The 21,307-nt window shown below is 64.3% G+C and carries 30 protein-coding genes; 29 read left to right on the top strand and 1 reads right to left on the bottom strand.

Annotated features, from left to right (window positions below; genetic code table 11):
- Positions 1–31 precede the first annotated feature (31 nt).
- From IMZ29_RS00885 to IMZ29_RS00845, 9 genes are all read left to right on the top strand, one after another.
- Complete coding sequence (locus IMZ29_RS00885; RefSeq protein ID WP_216179292.1) at positions 32–322, top strand: hypothetical protein; 291 nt, start codon at positions 32–34, stop codon at positions 320–322.
- Complete coding sequence (locus IMZ29_RS00880) at positions 319–465, top strand: hypothetical protein (protein ID WP_216179290.1); 147 nt, start codon at positions 319–321, stop codon at positions 463–465. Before IMZ29_RS00885 ends, IMZ29_RS00880 begins: the two co-directional genes overlap by 4 nt.
- 4 nt (positions 466–469) lie before the next feature.
- Positions 470–658: a hypothetical protein gene (locus tag IMZ29_RS00875; RefSeq protein ID WP_216179288.1), complete on the top strand. Its 189-nt coding sequence runs from the start codon at positions 470–472 to the stop codon at positions 656–658.
- On the top strand, positions 655–912 hold the full coding sequence (locus IMZ29_RS00870) for a hypothetical protein (protein ID WP_216179286.1): 258 nt from the start codon (positions 655–657) through the stop codon (positions 910–912). The genes IMZ29_RS00875 and IMZ29_RS00870 overlap by 4 nt, the downstream gene beginning before the upstream one ends.
- Complete coding sequence (locus tag IMZ29_RS00865; protein ID WP_216179284.1) at positions 909–1,118, top strand: hypothetical protein; 210 nt, start codon at positions 909–911, stop codon at positions 1,116–1,118. The genes IMZ29_RS00870 and IMZ29_RS00865 overlap by 4 nt, the downstream gene beginning before the upstream one ends.
- 233 nt (positions 1,119–1,351) lie before the next feature.
- Complete coding sequence (locus IMZ29_RS00860) at positions 1,352–1,738, top strand: hypothetical protein (RefSeq protein WP_216179281.1); 387 nt, start codon at positions 1,352–1,354, stop codon at positions 1,736–1,738.
- Positions 1,725–2,336, top strand: a complete 612-nt coding sequence (locus IMZ29_RS00855) for a hypothetical protein (RefSeq protein WP_216179279.1) — start codon at positions 1,725–1,727, stop codon at positions 2,334–2,336. The genes IMZ29_RS00860 and IMZ29_RS00855 overlap by 14 nt, the downstream gene beginning before the upstream one ends.
- Positions 2,312–2,659, top strand: a complete 348-nt coding sequence (locus tag IMZ29_RS00850; RefSeq protein WP_216179277.1) for a hypothetical protein — start codon at positions 2,312–2,314, stop codon at positions 2,657–2,659. Before IMZ29_RS00855 ends, IMZ29_RS00850 begins: the two co-directional genes overlap by 25 nt.
- 54 nt (positions 2,660–2,713) lie before the next feature.
- A complete protein-coding gene (locus IMZ29_RS00845; RefSeq protein WP_216179275.1) occupies positions 2,714–2,944 on the top strand; it encodes a hypothetical protein in 231 nt (76 codons plus the stop codon).
- Positions 2,945–3,243: 299 nt separating this feature from the next.
- Here the strand turns inward: IMZ29_RS00845 and IMZ29_RS00840 are convergent, their stop codons facing one another.
- Positions 3,244–3,498 (bottom strand): hypothetical protein, encoded by a 255-nt coding sequence (locus tag IMZ29_RS00840; RefSeq protein ID WP_216179272.1) that lies wholly within the window; start codon positions 3,496–3,498, stop codon positions 3,244–3,246.
- Positions 3,499–3,529: 31 nt separating this feature from the next.
- Between IMZ29_RS00840 and IMZ29_RS00835 the strand changes: the two genes are divergently transcribed.
- The 20 genes from IMZ29_RS00835 (at position 3,530) to IMZ29_RS00740 (ending at position 21,292) form a co-directional block, all read left to right on the top strand.
- Entirely contained in the window at positions 3,530–4,162 is a 633-nt protein-coding gene (locus tag IMZ29_RS00835; RefSeq protein ID WP_216179263.1) for a hypothetical protein, read from the top strand.
- The gene (locus tag IMZ29_RS00830; RefSeq protein ID WP_216179261.1) at positions 4,134–5,480 is read left to right on the top strand and encodes a PBSX family phage terminase large subunit; all 1,347 of its coding nucleotides are present in this window, start codon (positions 4,134–4,136) and stop codon (positions 5,478–5,480) included. The genes IMZ29_RS00835 and IMZ29_RS00830 overlap by 29 nt, the downstream gene beginning before the upstream one ends.
- A complete protein-coding gene (locus IMZ29_RS00825; RefSeq protein WP_256445138.1) occupies positions 5,480–6,799 on the top strand; it encodes a phage portal protein in 1,320 nt (439 codons plus the stop codon). Before IMZ29_RS00830 ends, IMZ29_RS00825 begins: the two co-directional genes overlap by 1 nt.
- The gene (locus IMZ29_RS00820; protein WP_216179256.1) at positions 6,796–7,911 is read left to right on the top strand and encodes a DUF2213 domain-containing protein; all 1,116 of its coding nucleotides are present in this window, start codon (positions 6,796–6,798) and stop codon (positions 7,909–7,911) included. Before IMZ29_RS00825 ends, IMZ29_RS00820 begins: the two co-directional genes overlap by 4 nt.
- 2 nt (positions 7,912–7,913) lie before the next feature.
- The gene (locus IMZ29_RS00815) at positions 7,914–8,282 is read left to right on the top strand and encodes a head decoration protein (protein WP_216179254.1); all 369 of its coding nucleotides are present in this window, start codon (positions 7,914–7,916) and stop codon (positions 8,280–8,282) included.
- Positions 8,283–8,292: 10 nt separating this feature from the next.
- Positions 8,293–9,312 carry a major capsid protein gene (locus IMZ29_RS00810; protein WP_216179252.1) on the top strand — a complete coding sequence of 340 codons (1,020 nt, stop codon included), beginning with the start codon at positions 8,293–8,295 and terminating at the stop codon, positions 9,310–9,312.
- A 48-nt stretch (positions 9,313–9,360) separates the two neighbouring features.
- A complete protein-coding gene (locus tag IMZ29_RS00805; RefSeq protein WP_216179250.1) occupies positions 9,361–9,741 on the top strand; it encodes a hypothetical protein in 381 nt (126 codons plus the stop codon).
- Positions 9,742–9,743: 2 nt separating this feature from the next.
- Positions 9,744–10,238 (top strand): DnaT-like ssDNA-binding protein, encoded by a 495-nt coding sequence (locus IMZ29_RS00800; protein ID WP_216179248.1) that lies wholly within the window; start codon positions 9,744–9,746, stop codon positions 10,236–10,238.
- Entirely contained in the window at positions 10,238–10,624 is a 387-nt protein-coding gene (locus tag IMZ29_RS00795) for a hypothetical protein (protein WP_216179246.1), read from the top strand. Before IMZ29_RS00800 ends, IMZ29_RS00795 begins: the two co-directional genes overlap by 1 nt.
- A 1-nt stretch (position 10,625) precedes the next feature.
- The gene (locus IMZ29_RS00790; protein ID WP_216179244.1) at positions 10,626–10,820 is read left to right on the top strand and encodes a hypothetical protein; all 195 of its coding nucleotides are present in this window, start codon (positions 10,626–10,628) and stop codon (positions 10,818–10,820) included.
- Positions 10,821–11,894, top strand: a complete 1,074-nt coding sequence (locus IMZ29_RS00785) for a putative phage head morphogenesis protein (RefSeq protein ID WP_216179242.1) — start codon at positions 10,821–10,823, stop codon at positions 11,892–11,894. It begins immediately after the preceding gene.
- The gene (locus IMZ29_RS00780) at positions 11,891–12,334 is read left to right on the top strand and encodes a hypothetical protein (protein WP_216179240.1); all 444 of its coding nucleotides are present in this window, start codon (positions 11,891–11,893) and stop codon (positions 12,332–12,334) included. The genes IMZ29_RS00785 and IMZ29_RS00780 overlap by 4 nt, the downstream gene beginning before the upstream one ends.
- Positions 12,335–12,447: 113 nt before the next feature.
- Positions 12,448–12,996: an HNH endonuclease gene (locus IMZ29_RS00775; protein ID WP_216179238.1), complete on the top strand. Its 549-nt coding sequence runs from the start codon at positions 12,448–12,450 to the stop codon at positions 12,994–12,996.
- Positions 12,993–13,418, top strand: a complete 426-nt coding sequence (locus IMZ29_RS00770) for a DUF4128 domain-containing protein (RefSeq protein WP_216179236.1) — start codon at positions 12,993–12,995, stop codon at positions 13,416–13,418. Before IMZ29_RS00775 ends, IMZ29_RS00770 begins: the two co-directional genes overlap by 4 nt.
- A gap of 244 nt (positions 13,419–13,662) precedes the next feature.
- The gene (locus IMZ29_RS00765; protein WP_253206623.1) at positions 13,663–14,175 is read left to right on the top strand and encodes a BRO family protein; all 513 of its coding nucleotides are present in this window, start codon (positions 13,663–13,665) and stop codon (positions 14,173–14,175) included.
- A gap of 109 nt (positions 14,176–14,284) precedes the next feature.
- Complete coding sequence (locus tag IMZ29_RS00760; RefSeq protein WP_216179231.1) at positions 14,285–14,758, top strand: hypothetical protein; 474 nt, start codon at positions 14,285–14,287, stop codon at positions 14,756–14,758.
- Positions 14,759–14,898: 140 nt separating this feature from the next.
- Positions 14,899–15,315 carry a phage-derived protein YdaY family protein gene (locus IMZ29_RS00755; RefSeq protein WP_216179229.1) on the top strand — a complete coding sequence of 139 codons (417 nt, stop codon included), beginning with the start codon at positions 14,899–14,901 and terminating at the stop codon, positions 15,313–15,315.
- A gap of 44 nt (positions 15,316–15,359) precedes the next feature.
- Positions 15,360–15,656, top strand: coding sequence for a phage tail assembly chaperone (locus IMZ29_RS00750; RefSeq protein ID WP_216179227.1), 297 nt, complete (start codon positions 15,360–15,362; stop codon positions 15,654–15,656).
- Positions 15,657–15,722: 66 nt separating this feature from the next.
- Complete coding sequence (locus IMZ29_RS00745; RefSeq protein WP_216179225.1) at positions 15,723–16,406, top strand: hypothetical protein; 684 nt, start codon at positions 15,723–15,725, stop codon at positions 16,404–16,406.
- A gap of 332 nt (positions 16,407–16,738) precedes the next feature.
- Positions 16,739–21,292: a tape measure protein gene (locus IMZ29_RS00740; protein ID WP_216179223.1), complete on the top strand. Its 4,554-nt coding sequence runs from the start codon at positions 16,739–16,741 to the stop codon at positions 21,290–21,292.
- Positions 21,293–21,307 lie beyond the last annotated feature (15 nt).

Raw genomic sequence — 21,307 nt, 5'->3', positions numbered from 1 at the left:
TGGTGCCACTCGTTCGCGCCGGGAGGCTGCAATGACCATCGACCGCGAATCCCTGCGCCCGGCGTTCGAGCGGGCATGTCCGGTGCCGCGCGACGTGTACTGGCACCAAGGAGTATCCCGCTACTGCACAGACCAAGCCCTGATCGAGTGTGTGCAGCAGCAAAGCCGCTGGGAGGGCTTCTGCGCCGCCTTCGAGAGCCTGGGCGAGCCGGTGGGGAAAGTCGGCATCAGGGAGCCAGTGGAGGTGCCGGGGAGGCCAAGCGCTACTCGCATCAAGACCCGTTCCGTGAACGTCTACCGCATTCCGGAGGTGAAGGCATGAGGCCGCTGAGTCTTTTTACGGCACTGGGCTTCTTCATCGCCGCTCACTTCCTGGCGGTAGACGTGGCGACCATGATCTTCGCGTATGCGCTCGGCGTCCTTTGGATTGCTGATGGGATCTGCCATGCGATCAGAGACAGGTGAGCCCATGACCAACGACCAACGCCAGAAGATCGCAGAGCACCTGCGCGCCATCGGCGACGTGCTGACTGAAGTTGGCAAGGGCGACTATGCGGTGGAAGTGCGCAGCTTCAACAAAGCCACCCTTGCGAATCCAAGCGAGGGCAGAGCCTACAGCCTCGAGATGACCGTGCACAGCCAGGAGGTGATTCAGTGACCAAGCACAGCCACTACCACAAGCCCGTCGCGCACCTGCAGACGATCGACGTCTACCGCGTGCTGGACCTGTTTGGCGTCACGAACCCGGCCGTACAGCACTCAATCAAGAAGCTCTTGTGCGCCGGCCAGCGAGGCGGGAAGGACTACGAGCAGGATCTGCGCGAGGCGGCGGACTCGCTCCATCGAGCGCTGCAGATGATCGCGGAGGATTGCAACAAGGTGCCGCAGGCGAGCGAAGGAGAGCGCGCATGAGCAGCAAGAAGAAGCAAGAGTCCGCCGAGCACGACGACACCACCGACGGCTTCGCCCGCATGGTCAAAGACGCCCAGGGCGACATGCGCGGCTACCAGATGGACCCAGCCATGCGCGCGGTGGCAGAGCGGTGCAGCGGCGGGCGGATCGTGACGATGACGAGCAAGATCCCGGGCGAGGACGAGGCGCGGAGGGTGCGGCGATGAGCAGATTTGAAGAAATCCGAAATAGCTTGATTGGGCAAAAGTTCGGTCGCCTCTTGGTGACCAGTTTTGCTGGTACAGACAAACGGAAATCACTTTTCTGCTGTACGTGCGATTGCGGTGCGGTCATACAAGCATCAATCACGCATCTCAAATCAGGGAACACGAAGTCTTGCGGTTGCGCCAGGAGGAATCATGGGCAGACAGGGTCGAGAACTTACTGGATATGGTCCGGGATGAAAGGTCGCTGCGATCGCGCTTCTGATGACGCTTTCGATAACTACGGAGGAAGAGGTATTTCCTACGACAAATCCTGGAGTTCGTTCGAGGCTTTTCTGGCGGACATGGGTGACGCGCCTGATGGAATGAGCCTAGATCGCATAGATGTAAACGGAAACTACGAGAAAGCCAACTGCCGATGGGCCACCAGAATTCAGCAGCAGAACAACATGCGCACCAACAGGCACGTAGAGCACGATGGCAGGCGGCTGACTATTGCGGAGTGGGCTAGAGAAACTGGGCTGGCGCCCCATGTCATTCGAAAACGGCTCAACAAGGGCTGGTCAGTCGAGGCCGCACTGCTGACGCCCAAGAGCGAGAGGCACGCCCATGCAAGTGTATGACTGGATCCAATACCGCGATCCGGTCTTGGTTCTGGAGCGCAAGCAGGAAAGAGAGGCGCGCCAGGTTCGCATGAGCCCGGAGCGCAAGAAGCTGGAAAGGCTGTTCGAAGGAGAGACCGACATGGGCCGCAAGCTGGAAATCCCGATGCACATCACCGCCGTCATGCACCAGTGGGGCGAGTGGGCCGCGCGCCCGAACTTCTGGGCGGACCTGCGCATCACGCCGTTCTGCAAGCTAATGGGCATGGCAAGCGCTGGCAGCCGGGAGCCGAAGGTGCGATTGGACCCGCAGTCGCAGGCCATCCACCGCGCCTACCTGGGCCTCGCCTGCGAGAAGACGAGGGCGGTGCTGTTCGCCTATTACGTCATGGGTGCATCGTGGGATGATCGCCCCGAGTTGTTCGGCCGGATCGGCATTTCGCGTGACCGCTTCTACAAGCTGTTGCGCACGGGCAGCACGATGGTAACCAACAGGGCGCAAGTCAGTTACACAAAACCCCAAACTATTCCGCATGTGATACCATCAAAAGCAGATAGTGTGTGCAAATTGCGCCACGATGAATCGGAGGCTTCATGTCAGGTCGCGGCGGTCGCTTAATTCCTGTGGAAATGGAGTACGCCGAGAAGACAGAAGCCAAGCGCCAGTTCGACGATTTGCTCAAGACGTCCTCGTATTTTCAGGACGTGATCAACACAGTCCGCACTGGTGCGGGTGCAGCGGTTGGCGCTGTTCTCGCGGAAGTTCTTCGCGACAAGCCAGAAGAGGCCTTGAGGGTTCTCGAGGCTTTGCGGGCTGGGGACCGCGGCAGGACTATCCGATTCAACGAGGGCCCGAGCGGGCGCGGGGCGATGGAGTTGGTGCTCCGGGCCGCTGCTGACCGGCTTCAGGTCGAGATGACCGGCAAAAAGAGTGAGGATTGAGCGTGGGGAGCCTGATGGGCTCCCTTGTCATGCCCGGAGAAAATGAGGCCAAGCATGAGCGAAGTCATCAAGTGTAGCGGCGGCAGTGTCCTCGATTCGTTGCGTCGCGTACTTCACGACGCTAAGTTCAGCGGGAATCCGTTCAAGGAAATCAGGCTGAGCGAAGACGACTATATGCGCCTGCGCTATGAAGACATCCACGGATTTGTGAGCGGCGATCCCCCGCATGGCCTCAGGCTGTTCGGCCTGCCTCTCGTTGTGGACCGAGGCCGCCAGGCCAGCTAAACAAGACCGAATTCCAGAAGCCCGCCAGCGGAAACGCGAGGCGGGCTTTGTGCTTTCAGCCGCATGCGTTCTTCCCGAGCGCATCCGAGTGGGAGCAGCCGCAGCAACCAACCAGACATTGCCCCGCGGGCACGCCGCAGAGTTGCGGATCACGCTGGCTCTGGCCTGCGCCTGCGACCCACACCCGTTTGCGCGGTGCCCGAGAGGTTGAAGGGTGACGCCGCTACAAGGATCGGTGTGGCGCGGTAGTCGATACGCTGGTCTTCCTGGGGTCGAGTCCCAGCCGTGCAATAAGCGAATTACAGCGACTGCTGGATCAAGACCCATTGTTCGCCGATTGAGAGGGCATCGCTGGTCAGGTGGATTCGACCACTCAGCCCCACGGTAGCCAGTCCTAGCGCTTCAAGCCTCGGCCCCGCGCCGGCGTATGTGCCGCCGCACCACGCGGCATTGCCACCCGGGTCGGCTGGGTAGAAGTCCCGCTTGCCGGACTCATCCATACAAAGCACCGCCCGCCCGAGGTAGGCGGCAACATCAGGGTCGATATCTTTCATGGTCGGCTCTTCTCCAGATTGAGGATGGATTATGGCGCAGACCGGCAAGGCCGCGCCGGATTGGGAACGAATCGAAGCGGATTACCGCGCCGGTGTCTTGTCGATCCGGGAGATCGCGGCATCGCAGGGCATCACTGAAGGGGCGATCCGCAAACGCGCCAAGCGCGACGAGTGGTCGCGTGATCTGCAGCCGAAGATCAAAGCTAAGGCTGATGATCTGGTACGCAAGGCAGAGGTACGCACCCCGGTACGCAATGAACGTGAAGTTGTCGACGCCAATGCCCAGGTCATCGCTGATGTGCGCGTATCGCATCGCAAGGACATCGCGCGGGCCCGTGGCCTGGCTATGAAGCTGCTGGACGAGCTTGAGATCCAGACAGACAACATCGACCTGCTGGAGCAGCTGGAAGCTGCGCTGTCCGGCGATGGGGAGCCAGACGGACTAGCCAAGGCATTCCAGCGCGTGACTTCGACATCAGGCCGCATCGACAGCGCGAAGAAGCTGGCCGAAGCCATGAAGGTGCTCGTGACGATGGAGCGCGAGGCATACGGTATTGCCGAGGCCGCCAAGCTCGAGATCACCAGCCCTGACGGCAGCATGCGCGGCCGAACACTGGACGACTTCTACGCCGCCGATGTACCAGCTCAATCCGAACCTTCGTGAGTTCTGGCGTACTCGCAAACCGTACAAGCTGCTGAAGGGCGGGCGCTTCTCGTCGAAGACCCAGGACGCAGGCGGCATGGCGGCCTTTCTGGCGCGTAACTACTCGGTCAAGTTCCTCTGCCTGCGCCAGTTCCAGAACCGGATCGCGGACTCGGTCTACACGGTCGTCAAGGAGAAGATCGAGTCCGCAGGCTGGCGCGACGAGTTCGATATCGGCGTGTCCACCATCCGCCACAAGGTGACGGGTTCGGAGTTCCTGTTCTACGGCCTGGCTCGGAACATCGAGGAAATCAAGGGTACGGAAGGCGTTGACGTCTGCTGGATCGAGGAGGGTGAAGGCCTGACCGAGCTGCAGTGGTCGATCATTGACCCGACCATCCGCAAGGAGGGGTCTGAGGTCTGGATCCTCTGGAACCCGGACCTGATCACCGACTTTGTGCAGGCCAAGCTGCCGACGCTGTTGGGCGACGACTGCGTCATTCGGCACATCAACTACCTCGACAACCCGTTCCTGTCGGATACGGCGAGGAGGAAGGCTGAACGGCTGAAGGATGCCGACCCGGAAGGATATCGGCACATCTACCTCGGCCAGCCCCGCACGAGCGACGACGCCGCGGTCATCAAGTTCGCTTGGATCGAGGCCGCAATCGATGCTCACAAGAAGCTGGGCATCGACATGTCGGGCGCGCGCGCGGTGGGATACGACGTAGCCGACTCCGGGGCCGACAAGAACGCCTGCGTGGACTTCGACGGCGCGGTCTGCGTGGCGGTGGATGAGTGGGCGGCCCCCGAGGACGAGCTCAACCAGTCAACGAAGCGCGCCTGGTCCCGGGTCGAGGGTGGAATCCTGATCTACGACTCGATTGGCGTGGGGGCGCACGTGGGGTCGACGCTGGCCGACATGAAGATCCGACGCGGCTACTACAAGTTCAACGCCGCGGGTGCGGTGATGAATCCGGACCGCGAGTACGCCCCGAAGATCCGCAACAAGGACAAGTTCGAGAACCTGAAGGCGCAGGCCTGGCAGGACGTGGCCGACCGGCTGCGCAACACGTTCAACGCGGTCACGAAGGGCGAGCAGTTCGGCGCCAGCGATCTCATCAGCATCAGCAGCGATATCGCCAAGCTGGAGCAGCTGAAGGTCGAGCTCTCCACGCCGCGCAAGAGGTACAGCAAGCGAGGCCTGGACATCGTGGAGCCAAAGGAAGCACTCGCCAAGCGCGGCGTCTCATCTCCCAACCTGGCCGACGCTTTCATCATGGGCGCATGCCCGCATCTGATTGACCGCTCGTCGGTAGACATGAAGAGGTTCCTGTAATGGCTCACCAGTTCAGCGACGGGCTGCAGAACTACGTGGCCAACCTGGGCACGGATCGCGACAAGGCGGCGCACACGGTCTACGTGCATCGGCACATGGACACGCAAGAGCTGCTGACGGCCTACCGCAATTCCTGGCTCGCCCGCGCGATCGTGGACTATCCCGCCGAGGACGCCACCCGCAAGTGGCGCTCGTGGCGCGCTGAGTCCGACCAGATCACCGCGATCGAGGCCGTCGAGAAGCGCCTTGGTCTGAGCCGAAAGGTTCAGCAGGCGCTGATTGCCGCGCGTCTGTACGGTGGCGCGGCGCTGTACCTGAACACCGACGAGGCCGACCAGGACCTGCCGCTGGTGCCGGGCGCTGGCGTCGAGATCAAGTCGCTCATCGTACTGACGCCTAACAGCCTGGCTGCCGACGACATCGTGCGCGATATCAACAGCCCGTACTACGGTCGGCCCGAGCGATACCTCGTTGCCTCTGGTGCCCGTCAGGTCTTCGTCCACGCCAGCCGCTTCGTGATCTTCCAGGGCTCGCCAATCCCCGAGGACGCGGCTGCCGTGTCCTCGCTGGGACAGGGCTGGGCTGATAGCGTGCTTCAGTCCACGTTCGACGCCATCAAGCAGGTGGACGCGACGATGGCCAACATGGCCAGCCTCGTTTTCGAGGCCAAGGTTGATGTTTTCCAGTTCGACGGCTTCGCGCAGGGCATGGAGGACGGCGAGGACTCGCTGTGGATCCGCCGCGCGGGCGTGCAGGCGTCGATGAAATCGATCAACGGCGCCTTGGCGATGGACGCGAAGGACGCCTACTCGCAGAAGTCGGCATCGTTCGCCGGGCTGCCCGAGGTCGTCAGCAAGTTCATGGACGCCGTCTCAGGCGCATCGCGGATCCCGGTAACGCGCCTGTATGGCCGCGCCGCCGTGGGCCTTTCAGGATCCGGCGACGGTGACGAGCGCGTGTATTTCGACCGCATCGGACACATGCAGTCCACCGAGATCGCACCGGCCATGTCGCTGCTGGACGACTGCATTCTGTGGCAGGCGCTGGGCAATCGGCCGGAAGAGATCTTCTACGAGTGGAAGCCGCTGCGACAGCTCACCGAGAGCGAGCGGGCCGACATTTTCGTCAAGACGGCCAACGCCGCGAGGAGCATCGCTGGCGCGAACGCCGGCGACATCATCCCTGTCGACGCCCTGTCGGACGCCCTCGTCAACGAGCTGACCGAGCAGGGCGTTCTGCCAGGCCTCGAGCAAGCCATCAAGGACCACGGAACGCTCGCCGAGCAGAGCCTGCCCGCGGGCGGTGGAGAGATTGAATGACCAAGATCACAGACGCCGTGCAGATTGGCGACGCAGCGGTTGACGCCGCTGGCTACCTGCAGGCGAACGCACGCACCGCGCGCACCGGCGTACAGCAATACCTAGGGCGCGAGCTCGGCCGTCCGGATCTCGACGTGGTGAACGTCTATCGCGACGAGGCTGACGTCTTCTCCAAGCGTTCCCTCGATACGTTCTCCCGTCTGCCGATCACCAACGATCACCCGGGCGTGGATGTCGACGCGACAAACTGGAAAGACCTTGCCGTGGGGACTACCGGCGACGACGTCTTGCGCGACGGCGAGTACCTGAAGATCGGGCTGAAGATCACCGACGCCAGCGCCGTGAAGGCCGTGAAAGACGGAAAGCGCGAGCTGTCCGTCGGCTACTCGGCAGAGATCGAGTGGCAGGACGGCGTCGCCCCTGACGGCACGCCGTATCAGGCCCGCCAGAAGAACATCGTCGCAAACCACGTGGCCATCGTCCAGAAAGGGCGAGCAGGCGCCAAGGCCCGCATCGGCGACGCCTGGGGCGCATCGCCCATCCAAGATTTTCAACCGGGCGCATCGCCCAAAACCGTGGAGGAAGGTCGCATGACCGACTCGCTGAAGACGGTTGTCCTGGGCGACAAGGCCGTCCAGGTTGCCGTGACCGACGTGGCTGCCATCGAGCAGTACAAGGCCACCATGAACCAGGCCCTCGCCGACGCCGACGCCGCCAAGAAGAAGGTGGAAGAGGAGAAGGACGAGGAAATCGGCAAGCTCAAGGCCGACCTCAAGAAAGCCGAGGACGCCGCCAAGATCGATGTGGATGCGCTGGTCGCCTCCCGCGCTGATCTGCTGGGCAAGGTCAAGGCGCTCGACGCCGCGATCGATCCCAAGGGCAAGACGGACGCCGAGTTGCGCAAGGCCGCCGTGGCCGCGCGCATGGGCGACGAGGCCGTCAAGGACGCGTCCGATGCCGAGATCGCCGGCATGTTCAAAGCGCTCACGCGCGACGCCAAGCCGGTCAACCCTGTGGCTGGCGTCATCGCTGACGGCGCGCGCGTCACCACCAACGATGCCTGGGCCGATGCTGTGGCCTCGTCCGGCGTCAAGATGAAGAAGGAGGGCTGATCATGCCGATTCTGTACCAAGGCCGCGACACGGCCCACTTCATGGTCTCCGAAACGCCCCCGGGCCACCTGTCCCGCGAGCAGATCGAGATCACCGGCCCGGCCTATGCCGGCCAGGTGCTCGAAGACCAGACCACGACCAGCGGTCTCGAGCTGCCGGTGTGCATCCTCTGGGAGAACATCGCCGACGGCGAGACTGCCAAGCGCACCGTGATCGCCCGCAACGCCGAAGTCGTGGGCGCCGCGCTGATCTACGGCGCCAGCCCCGACGTCGCCCCGACCCAAGCCGCTGTGGCTGCCGCTCACACGGCGCTGGCGGCGGTCGGCATCATCGTCCGCGAACCCTCGGTTCCGGCGAACGCCACTGCCTGAAGGAGAAACCATGGCAACGATGGATATTTTCAACGGCAGCGCGTTCAACACGACCTCGCTGACCGGCCAGATCAACCGCGTGGACTACGCGCCCGGCTTTCTCGGTGCGCTGAACCTGTTCCGACCGGAGCCGGTGCGCAGCCGCACGATCTTCGTCGACGTGCGCGATGGCGGCCTGCAGCTCATCCCGACGTCTGCGATCGGCGCCCCGCCCAAGGAACTGTCTCCGGACAACCGCTCGGCTGTGCCGCTCAAGACCGTGCGTCTGGCCGAGGGCTTCACCATGTACGCCGAGGAGCTGCAGGGCATCCGTGCTTTCGGCTCGGAGAGCGAGACGGTCCAGGTGCAGGCCGAGTACCTGCGCCGCATGGCGCGTGTGCGCCAGGACATGGAGCTGACCCACGAGCACCACCGCATGGGCGCGCTCATGGGCACGCTGCTGGACGCCGACGGCACGACGGTGATCTACGACTTCTACACCGAGTTCGGGCTGACCCGCCCGGCACCCGTGGTCTGGAACCTGTCGAGCCCGACGTTCAACATCCGTGGCGCTGCAGCCGCGCTCGTGCGCAGCATGGTCACCGGCTCGCGCGGGGCGATGACGACCGGCTCGACGGTGCACGCGATCGTGGGTGATGAGTTCTACGACAAGCTCGTGTCGCACCCCATGGTCGAGCGCACATACCTGAACTGGCAGGCCGCCGCCGATCTGCGCAACAACGGCAACCCTTTCGGCGACTTCACCTTCGCTGGCATCACGTTCCACAACTACCGCGGCACGGACGACGGCACCACCATCGCTGTGGCGGCAGACGAAGCCCGTTTCTTCCCGGTGGGCGCGCAGGACGTGTTCGTGCATGCGATGGCGCCGGCCGAGTTCATGCCGTACGTGAACACGCCGGGGCTGGACACCTACGCGATCAACATCGTGGACCGTGACCGCCAGGCCTGGACGCGCGGCGAGCTCTACAGCTACCCGCTGTACCTGTGCCAGCGCCCGGACCTGCTGCGCACGGCAACCGCGACCTGATGGATAGGGCGGCGCTTCGGTGCCGCCCGATCCTCGTGAGGAGTGAACGTGGAATACACCATCAAGAACACGACGAAGCTGGGCCGGGCCTTCCCTGTAAAGGGCGGCGGCCTGCAGATCGTCAAGCCGGGCGAGACTGCCACACTGACGATGCGCGGGCCGATGCCGGATGCTCGCCTGGCCGCGCTCAAGGGCGACGGCATCGAGGTCACGGCGAACAAGCAGCCCGAGCCTGCACAGGGCTCGACACCTGTCGACACCCCTGCCGCGCCCGCACCCGTCACCCCGGCCGTGCCCGCCGATGATGATGTCGACGTCGACATCGACGCCCTGCGTGCCGAGTACCGCGAGCTGGCCGGCGAGGACGCCGACAAGCGCTGGAAGGCCGGCACGCTGCGCACCAAGATCGAAGAGCTGATGAAGGCTTGACCATGGCATACGGCTCGGACGAGGGATTTGCGGCGTGGCTGGCCGGGCAGGGGCTCGAGTTGCCGGACGGGGCGAATGCTGCTTCGCTGCGCACGATCGGCAGCGTCTACGTGGACGCTGCCTACGAGCCCAAGCTGTCGGCGTGCAGCCGTCGCGCTGGTGGCTTCATGCAGGATCTGGCCTGGCCGCGCGCTGGCCTGCGCCTGAATGGTCAACCCGTGCCGTCCGACCTCATCCCGCCCGCCTGGATCAGCGCCAGCTACCGGGCCGCCTACCTGGAGGCGCTCACGCCGGGCTGGGCTACTGGCTCGGCTGACCCCAACCGCATCACGCGCCGCGAGCAGGTCGACACGATCAGCCGGGAGTTCTTCGCGCCGGGCGACACCGGCGGTGGCGCTGCTGCTCCCGGCATAGCCTCTGACGCGATCATCAACGGCATGGTGCTGCCGTGGCTCTGCTCTGGCGTGCGCACCAACCCTCGCTTTCTGGTGATCTGATGGCCTTCTACGACCAGATGCAGGCCATGGCCCGCGACCTGCTCAAGCCCGACAGCCAAGGCGGATTGGGGCAAGGCTCGATCACGCTCACGCACGAGACGGCCGGAACGCCCGGCGCCAATCCCTGGGATCCGGTCACGCCGACGCGGCAAACGGTCCCGGTTCGCGGCGCGGTTCGCGGCGTGAGCAAGGAGCTCGTTGGCACGGAGGTTGGCGGCACGGTGATCGTCGCGTCCGACCGCATGGCCACGTGCGAGGTGCCGAGCATCGAATACGCGCCCGGCGACGTACTCACGGTCGATGGCGTCCCGGTGACGATCATCGGCTTCACGAAGATTCCCGCAGCGGGCACGCCGGCGGCGGTGCGGTTCATCATCAGGGGCTGACATGCAACAAATCCGGATCGTGTGTGACGGGACGACTTACGGCACCCGGGTGTTCGATGGCGACGGAAACGAGATCCGCGGCATTACGAAGATCGAGATCGAACCGCTCGTCGGTGGTGATGACAATCCTGTGCGTGCCCGGCTGACGTTCGACCTGGTGGAGCTGGACATTACCGCCGAGATGCGGCCGGAATAAATGGCGACCCGTCCCAATCGCCCGACGATGTCGCAGGCGCGACTGTTCGCGCAGCTCATCGCCGAGTTCGAGCCGAACGTCCACCGCGCATTCATGGCATCGGTGACTGACTTGCAGGCCAACGTGGATTGGCGCGCGCTGCTGACGGCGCTTGAGCAAGGGGACTTTGAGGGTGCGGTTGCCGCGCTCAATATCGACGCTGCTGCTTGGGCTGAATACTCGTCGATCATGACCGAGGTGTACGCAAAAGCGGGCGCATCCACTGCTGCGTTGATCGTAGCCACCGGTGCCGGCGACATTGGCATGCGGTTCCGGATGACCAACCCGCGCGCCGAGCGATGGATCCGCGAGAACGTGGCCGAGCGCGTCGTCGGCTTCACGCAAGAGCAGATCGAAGTCGCCCGCACTGTGATCGCCAACGGCTACGCCCGGGGGCAGGGGCCACGCAACATCGCTGTCGACCTGGCCGGCCGCACGTCGGGCCGTGGCACTGCCCGCACAGGCGGCGTGCTGGGCCTGGATGGCCCCCGGGCGGCGCGCCTGCAGGCCGTGACCGAGGGCATGCGCAGCGCAGAGGGTGTGCGCGGGCTGGTGATCGAAGGCCAGGACGGGCGCGTCTCGATGCGCTACCGGGTCAACGCCGCCACGGCGCAGCGCATCCTGCGGGCGCACAAAGCTGGCACTGAGGTGCCGGCCGACGAGCGCGCGATCAGCGAGCGCCAGTACAGCAACGCACTTCTGAAGGATCGGGCTGACACCATCGCTGAGACCGAGACGGGGAACGCTGTGATGTCCGCTCGAGACGACGAGTGGCACCAGCTGGCTGAGTCGCAGGGCTTGGACCGGACTGCGGTCATCAAGACGTGGCAGCACCGGCGCGGCGCGGCCAAGGAGCATCGCCCGGATCACCTGGCGATGAGCGGGCAGTCTGTGCGCGGCCTGGACACGCCATTCGTTTTCCCTGACGGCGTCGCGATGCAGCACGCACATGACCCGGCCGGCGGGCCGCGGCACATCATCAGATGCGGATGCGACACCACCTACCGCCTGGATATTTCAGGGGAGCTGCGATGAGCCTGTCGTTCGGCGATCAGGTGAGCGCGTGGGCGAGGGAGTCCGTGGAGCGGCTTACGGCGGTGCGTCGTCGCTCTATTGAGATGCTGGGCGATGAGATGGCGACGACCAAGCCCCAGGGCGGGCGGGTGCCGTTTCAGAGCGGGAACCTTGCGCGATCGCTCTTGGCCTCGACCGAGGGCATGCCCAAGACAAGCGAGAACCCAACCGCCGGCAGCAATGTGGGCGTTGTGACCGCAACCCTGGATCTGAGTCAGCCAATCTGGATTGGCTACCAGGCGATCTACGCGCGGCGTATGAATTATGGCTATGTCGGCGCGGATGCTCTTGGTCGAGTGTTCAACCAGAGCGGACACTACTTCGTTGAGGGGGCTATCGAAAGCTGGCTGCAGATCGTCGCTCAGGCGGCGCAGGAGGTGCAGTCGGCGTCAATGAAGTGACGCCATCAACTGATCATTCATCCAGCCACCGGGTTTAAAATGAACGAGCCCGCAAAGGACTGGCATCCGATGCGGGCTCTAACCACACCATCATTCACTTGGAGAATGACAGCATGGCTGCGCGCATTGTAAACCTCCCGACGCCCGAGCAACTCCGGCAGCTTCTCCGCTACGAACCCGAGACAGGAAAGCTGTTCTGGAGGCCCAGGTGCTTAAGCATGTTTCCAAACGCAAGAATGGCGAAAACCTGGAACACCAGATTCGCCGGGAATGAGGCGCTGGTGAGCGTTGGTCCAGTTGGGTACCGGTACGGTGCGATTCTTGGCCAAAAGCTCTATGCCCATCGGGTTATCTGGGCAATGCAGTCCGGATGCTGGCCCGTCGCTGACATCGATCACGCCAACACGATCCGAACCGATAACAGGTTTGAAAATCTGAGAGAGGCGAGCCGAGCGCAGAACCTCATGAATACCGGGAAAGCTCGAGGCAAAACCGGGATCAAGGGCGTTACCCAGCGCGCCGACGGAGTGTTCGTAGTGGAGATAAGGGCCAACCGGGAAAGGCATTACATCGGACGATTTCGCAGTCTGAGTGATGCAGCTGCAGCCTATGCCGATGCAGCAACAAGGCTGCACGGAGAGTTCGCGAGGACACGGCAATGAGCGCGAAGGTTGAGACGTCTATCTGGCTGGCCCTGAAGGCGCGCGTTGAGTCGCTGCCGCTGGGCCTGCCGATTGCCTGGCCCGGGCAGACGTTCGAGGTGCCGCACAGTAATGGCGTGCCTTCGCCTTACCTGCGCTGCGGCCGCGTGTCGGTCGCGCCGGTGCGCATGATGGTGGCAGACGGCATGCCGCACACCCGCACTGGTTCGCTCATCGTGACGCTCGTGCATCCACTCGGCCAGGACGTGTCGGTCTATGACCAGATGGCCGCCAGCATTGCCGAGCATTTCAAGGACGGCACGCCCATGGGCTTCGGCGCCGTGTGCGTGACCGTGACCTCGTATCCCCACGTCCAGGAAGGCTATGAGCAGGACGGATGGTGGACGGTCCCTGTCCGCATCCCCTGGCGCACCTTCGCGTAAGGAACCCCATGCCCTGTAAACCCTGTCAGGCCCGCCGCCAACTGGCGCGCGAGGCTGCTGCTGACTCACGCCCGCTCGAAGCGGCCAAACACATTGCCAAGGGCGCCGCTGAGGCGCTCGGGCTCAAGACTAAGACTGGCGAGGCCGAGCTGCTGCGAAAGCGGCAATCGGATCGCGGTGGTGGCGCCGCATAGGCGCGGCGGTAACTGGCTCGCGTCGGCGGGCCTTTTTTTATGGAGTGGTGATGAAAGAACTGATGTTCCAAAACCAAACCATCCGGATGGTCGAAAAGGACGGCAAGCACTGGGCAAGCGCGGCAGACATTGCGCGCGCACTCGGTTACGCACGAGCGGATGCCGTCACCCGGATCTACGACAAGCACAAGGCCGAATTTTCGGCATCGATGACAACGATGGTGATGGTCGAGACGGCAGACCCCCAAAACGACGGCCTGCTCCTGAACAAGACCAATGCTCGAGTTTTCAGCCTTCGCGGCGCCCACCTGATTGCCATGTTCGCTCGCACGGCCAAGGCGCAGGAGTTCCGCCGCTGGGTGCTGGACATCATTGAACGTCACCAAGCCGCGCCATCGCTGATCCAGGAGTGGTTTGCCGCAAAGGCGGCAGTCGACGCCCAGGACCGCTTCGCAAGCCTGTGCGGACGCGGCCTGAGCGAACACAAGCGGCAGAAGCCGCCCCTCATGAGCCGATTGCTCACGATAACCGAACGAATGCAGCCGTCGCTGCAACTCACCTGACCCGGCCCAGCGCCGGGTTTTTCATTTGTGCCGCCAGCTTGGCGCACGCCCCAATCCCGGCGCTGCCGGCAACAACGCCCGATAGGGCAATACGCGCAGGAGCAAAACCATGTCGCTACCCACCCTCGCCGATGCCAAGATCTTCATCGGCCGGCAAGTCGAGAACCAATCCGACGACCTCGTCGCCGCCGACTTCACCGGCGCCACGTGGATCGAGATCGGCTACATGACCAACATCGGCCAGTACGGCGACACGCAGAATGTGATCGAGCAGGAGATTCTCGGGCGTGGCCGTGTGCTCAAGGGCAAGGGCATCAGCAACGCCGGGACCCTCGAGAACACGATGATTCCGGTTCCCACCGATCCGGGCCAGATCGCCCTGAAGGCCGCCCAGGCTTCCCGCTGCAACTACGAGTGGAAGATCGAGTACCCCGGCGAGGAGTGCGGTGAGGGCGAGGACACCACGCAAACCGACATGTTTCACGGCTTGGCCCTGCCCGGCGCCCGTCAGGGCGGTGGCGCGTCGGCGGTGAGCTTGCGCAACTGGTCGGTGGGGATCAACAGCAACATCGTCGAGACCTGATCGCCCCAGCAGTCGAGCAAGACAGAAGCCCCGCGCGCGAGCCTGGGGCTTTTTGCTGTACCCGCGAGAGCGGTTAGGGCCGCCGGGCCTGGTTCACCCGGTGGCCCGCCTTACGAACCAGAACCGACAAGGAAATCACGATGGACATCAACGAACTGATCCTCACCGACGAAGCCATGAAGGTCATCGATGAGGGGGTCTGGGTGGGCGATCTCGACGGCGCGCCCGGCGTGGAGTTGCTGGTCACCGGCCTGCGTGCAGAAGCGGCGCAGAAGTGCCTGAACCAGAAGCAGGCCTACTATCGTCAACGCAACCGCGGCAAGCCGCTCACGGCCGACCAGATGACGCGCAGCATGGGCGAGACGCTCGCCGAAGCCGTCCTGAAGGACTGGAAGGGGCTCAAGAGCGGCGGCAAGGATATTCCCTACAGCCGCGAGCAGGCCGAGAAGTGGCTGCTGTCGCGCAACGGCGACAAGTTTGCGGGCCTCGTGATCCAGGCCGCCAGCCGCGTCGACGATGAGGCCAACTCCTTCGTGAGCGGCGTCGAAAAAAACTGATCACCCGGCTCCGCTGGAGCCTGGAGAATGCCGACGCTCAGAAGGTGATCGCCGCCTATGAGCACTACGGCCTGGAGGTTCCTGGCAACCTGATCCCGCCCGAGCTTCACGACGTGGAGCTCTGGTTCTGGGAGGCTTTCTGGGAACTCTCCACCGAGCGCCAGCGGGGCATGAGCGAGGGCCAGATCCCCTGGTCGGCGATCAAGCGGTATGTGGATGCCCGCCCGGTGTTCGACTTCGACGTGGTGTCGCAGATCGTGCGCACCCTGGACGGGATTTACCTGTCGCGTGACGATGACGCAACAAAGCAACGGAACAAAGGTCGCCGAGGCGGTCGCTGAGCGGCTCTACGACTTCTTGCCCGAATTGTTCTGTTACAGTGCCCCATTGCCTTGTAGGGGGACGCGATGAAAGAGGGCTTTCGGAAAGTGGTTAGAGTCTTCGGCTGGATTGCGGCAGCGATCTTCGCTTTGTTCGGCATCGCGCTTCTTGCTCAAGACGTTTTGGCCGGTGGGTTTCTCCTTTTCGTGGCCGGCGCTCTCTTGGCGCCGCCCGTCTATGGCCGAGTGAATACCTTGGCTGGGGGCAGGTCTTGGGCCGCACCCGTCGCGGCATTGCTGATCATCTTGATACTGGTTCCAATCGTTGCGGTCGTGACCCAGCCGAGCCCGGAAGAGGCGAAGTTGCTGGCAGAGGCGCGTGCGGTGAAGGATGCTGAGAAGGCAGAAGCTCAAGCGCGCGACAAGGCGGAACGTGAATCCAAAGCTGAAAAAGCACGTCAGGATAAATTGGCGGCCGAGCAGCGAGCAGCGGCCGAGAAGAGGAGGCGAGATTGCTCGGACACCACAATGGCGTTCATCATGAGCCGCCGTTTCGTGGAGCGGCAATTGGTGGCGCCAAGCACGGCAAAGTTTCCATCTTCGATGGCAGACGGTGTTTCTTCCCGGGTGGCTGGTGACTGCAAGTTCCAGGTGAACGCATATGTAGATTCACAGAACAGATTCGGCGCGATGCTCCGCGCCAATTACTCGATTGACATGGAGTACGACCCCGTCACTGAGTTGTGGCGAGGAACCAACCTTCGCATGTAGCGAAACCTCCCAGAGCCGCCTTCGGGCGGCTTTGTTGTTTCTCGGCCCGCCATGTGCGGGCTTTTTCATGGGCGCAAGATATGGAAGTCGCTGCACTCGGTCTGCGCGTTGACGGCACTGCCAACATCGACCAGGCCTCCGCCTCCTTGGATCGACTGTCTGCCGCCAGCGGCAAGGCAGAGAAGTCTGCGCAGGGGCTGGGGTCGGAGTCTGGCCGCGCCAAGGGCAGGATCGACAGCGTTGCTACGTCCAGCGCTGGCGCCGAATCTCGAATTTCCGCGATGGCAGCCGCGGCTACGCGCGCAGGCGCTTTGCTGGCCGCGGCGTTTAGCGTGTCCGCGCTTAGGAGCTACGCCGATGGCTGGTCCGACATGCAGAGCCGGGTTGGCGCCGCCATAGGAGATATGGATGCGGCAGCGGATGCGATGGGGCGCGTGGTTGACATTGCCAACGCGTCATACTCGCCCTTGCAGCAGACAGTTGCCGTGTATGCGAGAAACGTCGCCACGTTCGCAGACTTGGGGCGCAGCGCGGCCCAGGCGGCCGACTTCACGGAGGCAATGAACAACGCCCTCGTGACGACGGCAACGCGAGGGCAGGACGCAGACGTTGTCGTGAACTCCTTGTCTCGAGCCCTGGCGACGGGCGGGTTGAACGCGATGGACTTCGACACGATCGTGTCGCGAAGCCCGCGTGTGCTCAAGGCGATGGCGGATCAAATGGGCGTGAACACGAGCGAGCTGCGGGCCATGGCAGCCGCAGGTCTTGTCACGAGCGATGTGATCGCAGACGGCTTGGTGGGCTCGCTGGAGCGCCTGCGCGCGGAAGCCGCGTTGATGCCTGCGACGATGGCGGATGCGTTCACGCGGGTCAACACAAACCTGAATGAGTTTATTGGACGGATCGACAAGGCCACCGGGGCTTCAAGCGCCGTGGCTGGCGTAATCCTTGGGTTTGCCGATGGCATTCGCATCGCCGGCGACTACCTGATCCGCTTTGGACAGCTTGCCGCCCCCGCTTTCCAGGCTGTCGGCGCGGGGCTCTCCATGGTCATGGAGTACGCCGACATTGCGGTCGCAGCGGTAGCCGGCTTTGCCGCCCCCGCCCTGATTGGCGGCGTGGGCCTTCTTTCGGCGGCACTCGCTACCGGGCTTGTCGGGGCGATCAAAGCCGTCACGGCGGCGATGCTGGCCAACCCGATCGGAGCTCTGGTGGGCATCCTCGCGGCTGCTGGGTACGCCGCGTACAAGTTCCGCGACACCATCCAGGAAGCGATTGGCGTCGACGTTGTGGACATCGCCAAGCGCGCAGCCAACTACGTCATCGGCTCCTTCGTGGCGGCCTACGAAGACATCAAGTTCGTCTGGAACAACTTCGGCGACATGATGGGTGCCGCGGTGGTCGGCGGCGTCAACTTGGCGATCCGCGCCATCAATGGCCTGCTCGATGCAGCCTTCAGCGGCGTGAATAGCCTTGTCGCTGCGATCCGTAACATCCCGGGCCTTGGTGACATCGGCGACATCGGCCAGGGGCTACGGCTGAGTGAACTCGCAAACCCGGCCAATGACCGACTGGCTGGCGCCGTCCGTGAACGCAACAAAGCGATTGAGCAGGCCCTGTCCCAGGATTATCTGGGCAAACTCTCTACGGCGATGAGCGGCGCTGCTCGCTCCGCTGATGCAGCAGCGGCCGGACTGAGCAAGATGGGCAAGGCGGGCGCAACAACGCCGGCCGCACTTTCCGGATCGACCAAGGCGGTCACCGCGCAGGCGGATGCTCTTGGCGAGTTCATTGCACAGGTGGAGGCTGCAGACTCGGCGTGGCGCCACCACATCAGGACCATCGAAGACCAAGTCACCGCCACAAACGCCCAAAGGATGGCGCTTGAGGAGCAGGCCCAGGCCTACGGCATGACCGAGTCGCAGCTGATGCGCCTGCGTGCGGCTCAGACGATGGATGCCATCACGAGGCTTGAGTCGGCCCGCGCCTCCGCGCTGCTGACCGACGCATCCGGCAATCTGGCAGCGCGGTATGACGTCGAGATCGACCGCCTGCGCGAGCTGTACGAGTCGCGGCAGATGCTGGCCGGCGTCATGGAGAAAGGTGAGGCTCGTCAGGCGTACCAGGCGTTCTCGGATGAGGCCCAGCGCTACAACGAGCAGATCGGCCAGTCCCTGACCGACGCCCTGCTGCGCGGATTCGAGAGTGGCGAGGGTTTCGGCAAGAACTTCATCAACACGATGGAGAACCTGTTCAACACGCTCGTCCTGCGCCCGATCATCCAGCCGGTCGCGCAGGGTGCGGCGAATATCGTGACCAACGCGCTCGGCATGGGCGGGCAGGGCGGCTCTGGCGGGGTTTCTGCTGGGGGCCTGCTGAATGCCGGCTCGTCGCTGTGGTCGGCTTTCTCCGGTGGGCTGACCTCGACGATGGCATCAGGCGTGGCCGCGATTGGCAACGCTATCGGCTCGTCCGCGGTCACGACTTTCGCGTCTGGGATGGCTGGCGTCATGGGCCCAGCGGCGCCTGGCATGGCCGGCATCATGTCGGCCGGCAGCATGGTCGGCGCAGCCCTGCCGTGGATCGGCGCCGGGCTGGCTGCAATCTCGCTGCTGTCCGGTCAGTTCAAGGGCGAAACCCGCTCCGGCGCCCAATACGGCCTGGCTCTCGACGGCGAGCTCTACAACCCGCGTCGCGGCACGACGGTGGCGAGCGCGAACGGCGTGCAGTTCCTGGAGGGGCCGTCAGGCGGGGGCGCATCCAGCGCTGTGCAGTCCGCGATACAGCAGACGGTTGACGCGATCAACGGGGTATTCAGCACTGTAGGTGCGGATGTCGCGTTGTCCGCGTTCTGGGCGGGCTACGAGGGCAGCGAAAAGGGCAGGGGCGGCGTCGGCGCAGGCGGATCGCTCTCGTCCGGCGCGAGCTTCGGCGAGACCGGGGTAGGCGACAACTACCGGGGCACGCTGTTCGATCCTCTGCGCGCTACGTCGCTGACGGCTGAGGAGGCGCTGAACCTGCTGCCCGCGCAGCTCGCGCAGGCGTCCCTGCAGGCGTGGCAGTCGGCGGCAGATCAGATGCCCGAGGCGCTCGCCCGCATGCTGCGCGGCGTGGATCTCGCGGGACTGGGCGACGAGGCGCTGCTTGGCCTGCGCGATCAGTTCGTGGCTGTCGTGGCCCAGGCGGACATGCTGCGCGCGGCGATGGGCGAGCTGCCGTTCACGCCGGTCGTGGCGCAGACGTTCGCCTTTGCTGCTGCCTTGGCCGATGCCGCCGGTGGTGCCGAGAACGCAGCCAACCTCCTTGCCGGCTACTACTCCAACTACTACACCGAGGCCGAGCGCACGGCGCACCTGACCGAGCAGCTGACGGGACGGTTTGCGGAGTTGGGGCTGGCGCTGCCGCAGACGCGGGATGAGATGCGCGGGCTGGTCGAGGCCAACCTGGCTCTCGGCGAAGCGGGCGCGAAGACCGCAGCTGAACTGCTGGCGATGCAGGAGCCTCTGGCGCAGATCCTGGCAGCCCAGGAGCAGGCCGCGCAGGCGATGCAGGCCATCATGCAGGAGCGGCTGGGCCTTGAGGGCCAGTTGCTGCAGCTGATGGGCGACACGGCCGAGCTGCGCCGCCGCGAGCTTGAGCGCCTGGACCCCAGCAACCGGGCGCTTCAAGAGCGCATCTGGGCGCTGCAGGCCGAGCAGGAGGCCGCGACCGCTGTCGCCACGGCCATCGAAGCCGCCACCCGCGCCGCCGAGGAGATGGTGGAGGCGACGTGGCAGCTCGCCGTGTCCGCGGTGCAGGATGCCATGTCGGCCGTCACCAAGGCGGTGCAAGCCGAGCGCGACGCCGCGCAGACGACGCACAACACCGCCATGTCGCGCATGCAGGAGCAGCTGCAGACGGCCCAGCGCGCGGCGTCGGAACTGTCCTCGGTCTACAACTCGCTCAGCGGCGCTCTGCGCTCGATGCGGCTGGAGTCGGATGCGTTCGAGCAGATGCGCCGTGCCGAGGCTCAGGCGCAGATCTCCGCGGCCCTAGCCATCGCCCGCGCCGGCGGGTCGCTGCGCAATCTGGATCTCGGCGACGCGCTGTCGGCTGTGCAGCAGAACAGCACCAGCATGTTTGCCTCGTACGAAGAGTACGCGCTGGACTGGGCCCGCACGGCCAACGAAGTCGGCGCGCTGCAGGAGATCGCGGGCAAGCAACTTAGCAGCGAGGAACGCGCTGTCACCGCTCTGGAACGTCAGATCGAGCTTGCCGGCCGCCAGCACGAAGCCGAGATGGCGCGGCTGCAGGCCATCGTCGACCAGGCGCAAGCCCAGGTGGACGCGGCGCTCGGCATCGACACCAGCGTGATGACCGTCCAGCAGGCCGTGATGGCCCTCGCGCAGTCCATCGGCAAGCTTGCATCGACGCCCCAGCCGCCGGCCCCCACGCCGCAGACCTCCGGGTCCGTCGTGGACGGCTGGTATCGCAACATCCTGGGCCGGCCTGCCGACTCGGGTGGCGCCGCCTACTGGGAATCTGAGATCAAGCGCATCGGCGCTGCCAAGGCGCTCGAGGACTTCCTGTACAGCGCGCGCGGCATCGGCGAACTCGCCAGCTTTGCGGTCGGCACCAACTACGTGCCGAACGACATGGTCGCCCAGATCCACCAGGGCGAGCGGATCATCCCGGCCGCAGACAACGCGCGCCTCATGGAGATGGTGCAGCAGGGCTCCAACCGCGAGGAGATGCGCGCGCTGCGGGCGGAGATCGTGGAGCTGCGCCGCACCGTTGCAGCAGGCAACGCGGACAACCGCCGTCTGGTGGACATGTTCGATCAAGTCTCGGCTGGCGGCAACGCGATCGTCACCGAGTCCGCGCGCGACATCAACGAGATGGCATAGAGGATCACATGGACG

The sequence above is a fragment of the Verticiella alkaliphila genome (assembly GCF_018904615.1).
Lineage (GTDB): Bacteria > Pseudomonadota > Gammaproteobacteria > Burkholderiales > Burkholderiaceae_B > Verticiella > Verticiella alkaliphila.
This window is presented reverse-complemented; position numbering and strand designations above follow the sequence as displayed.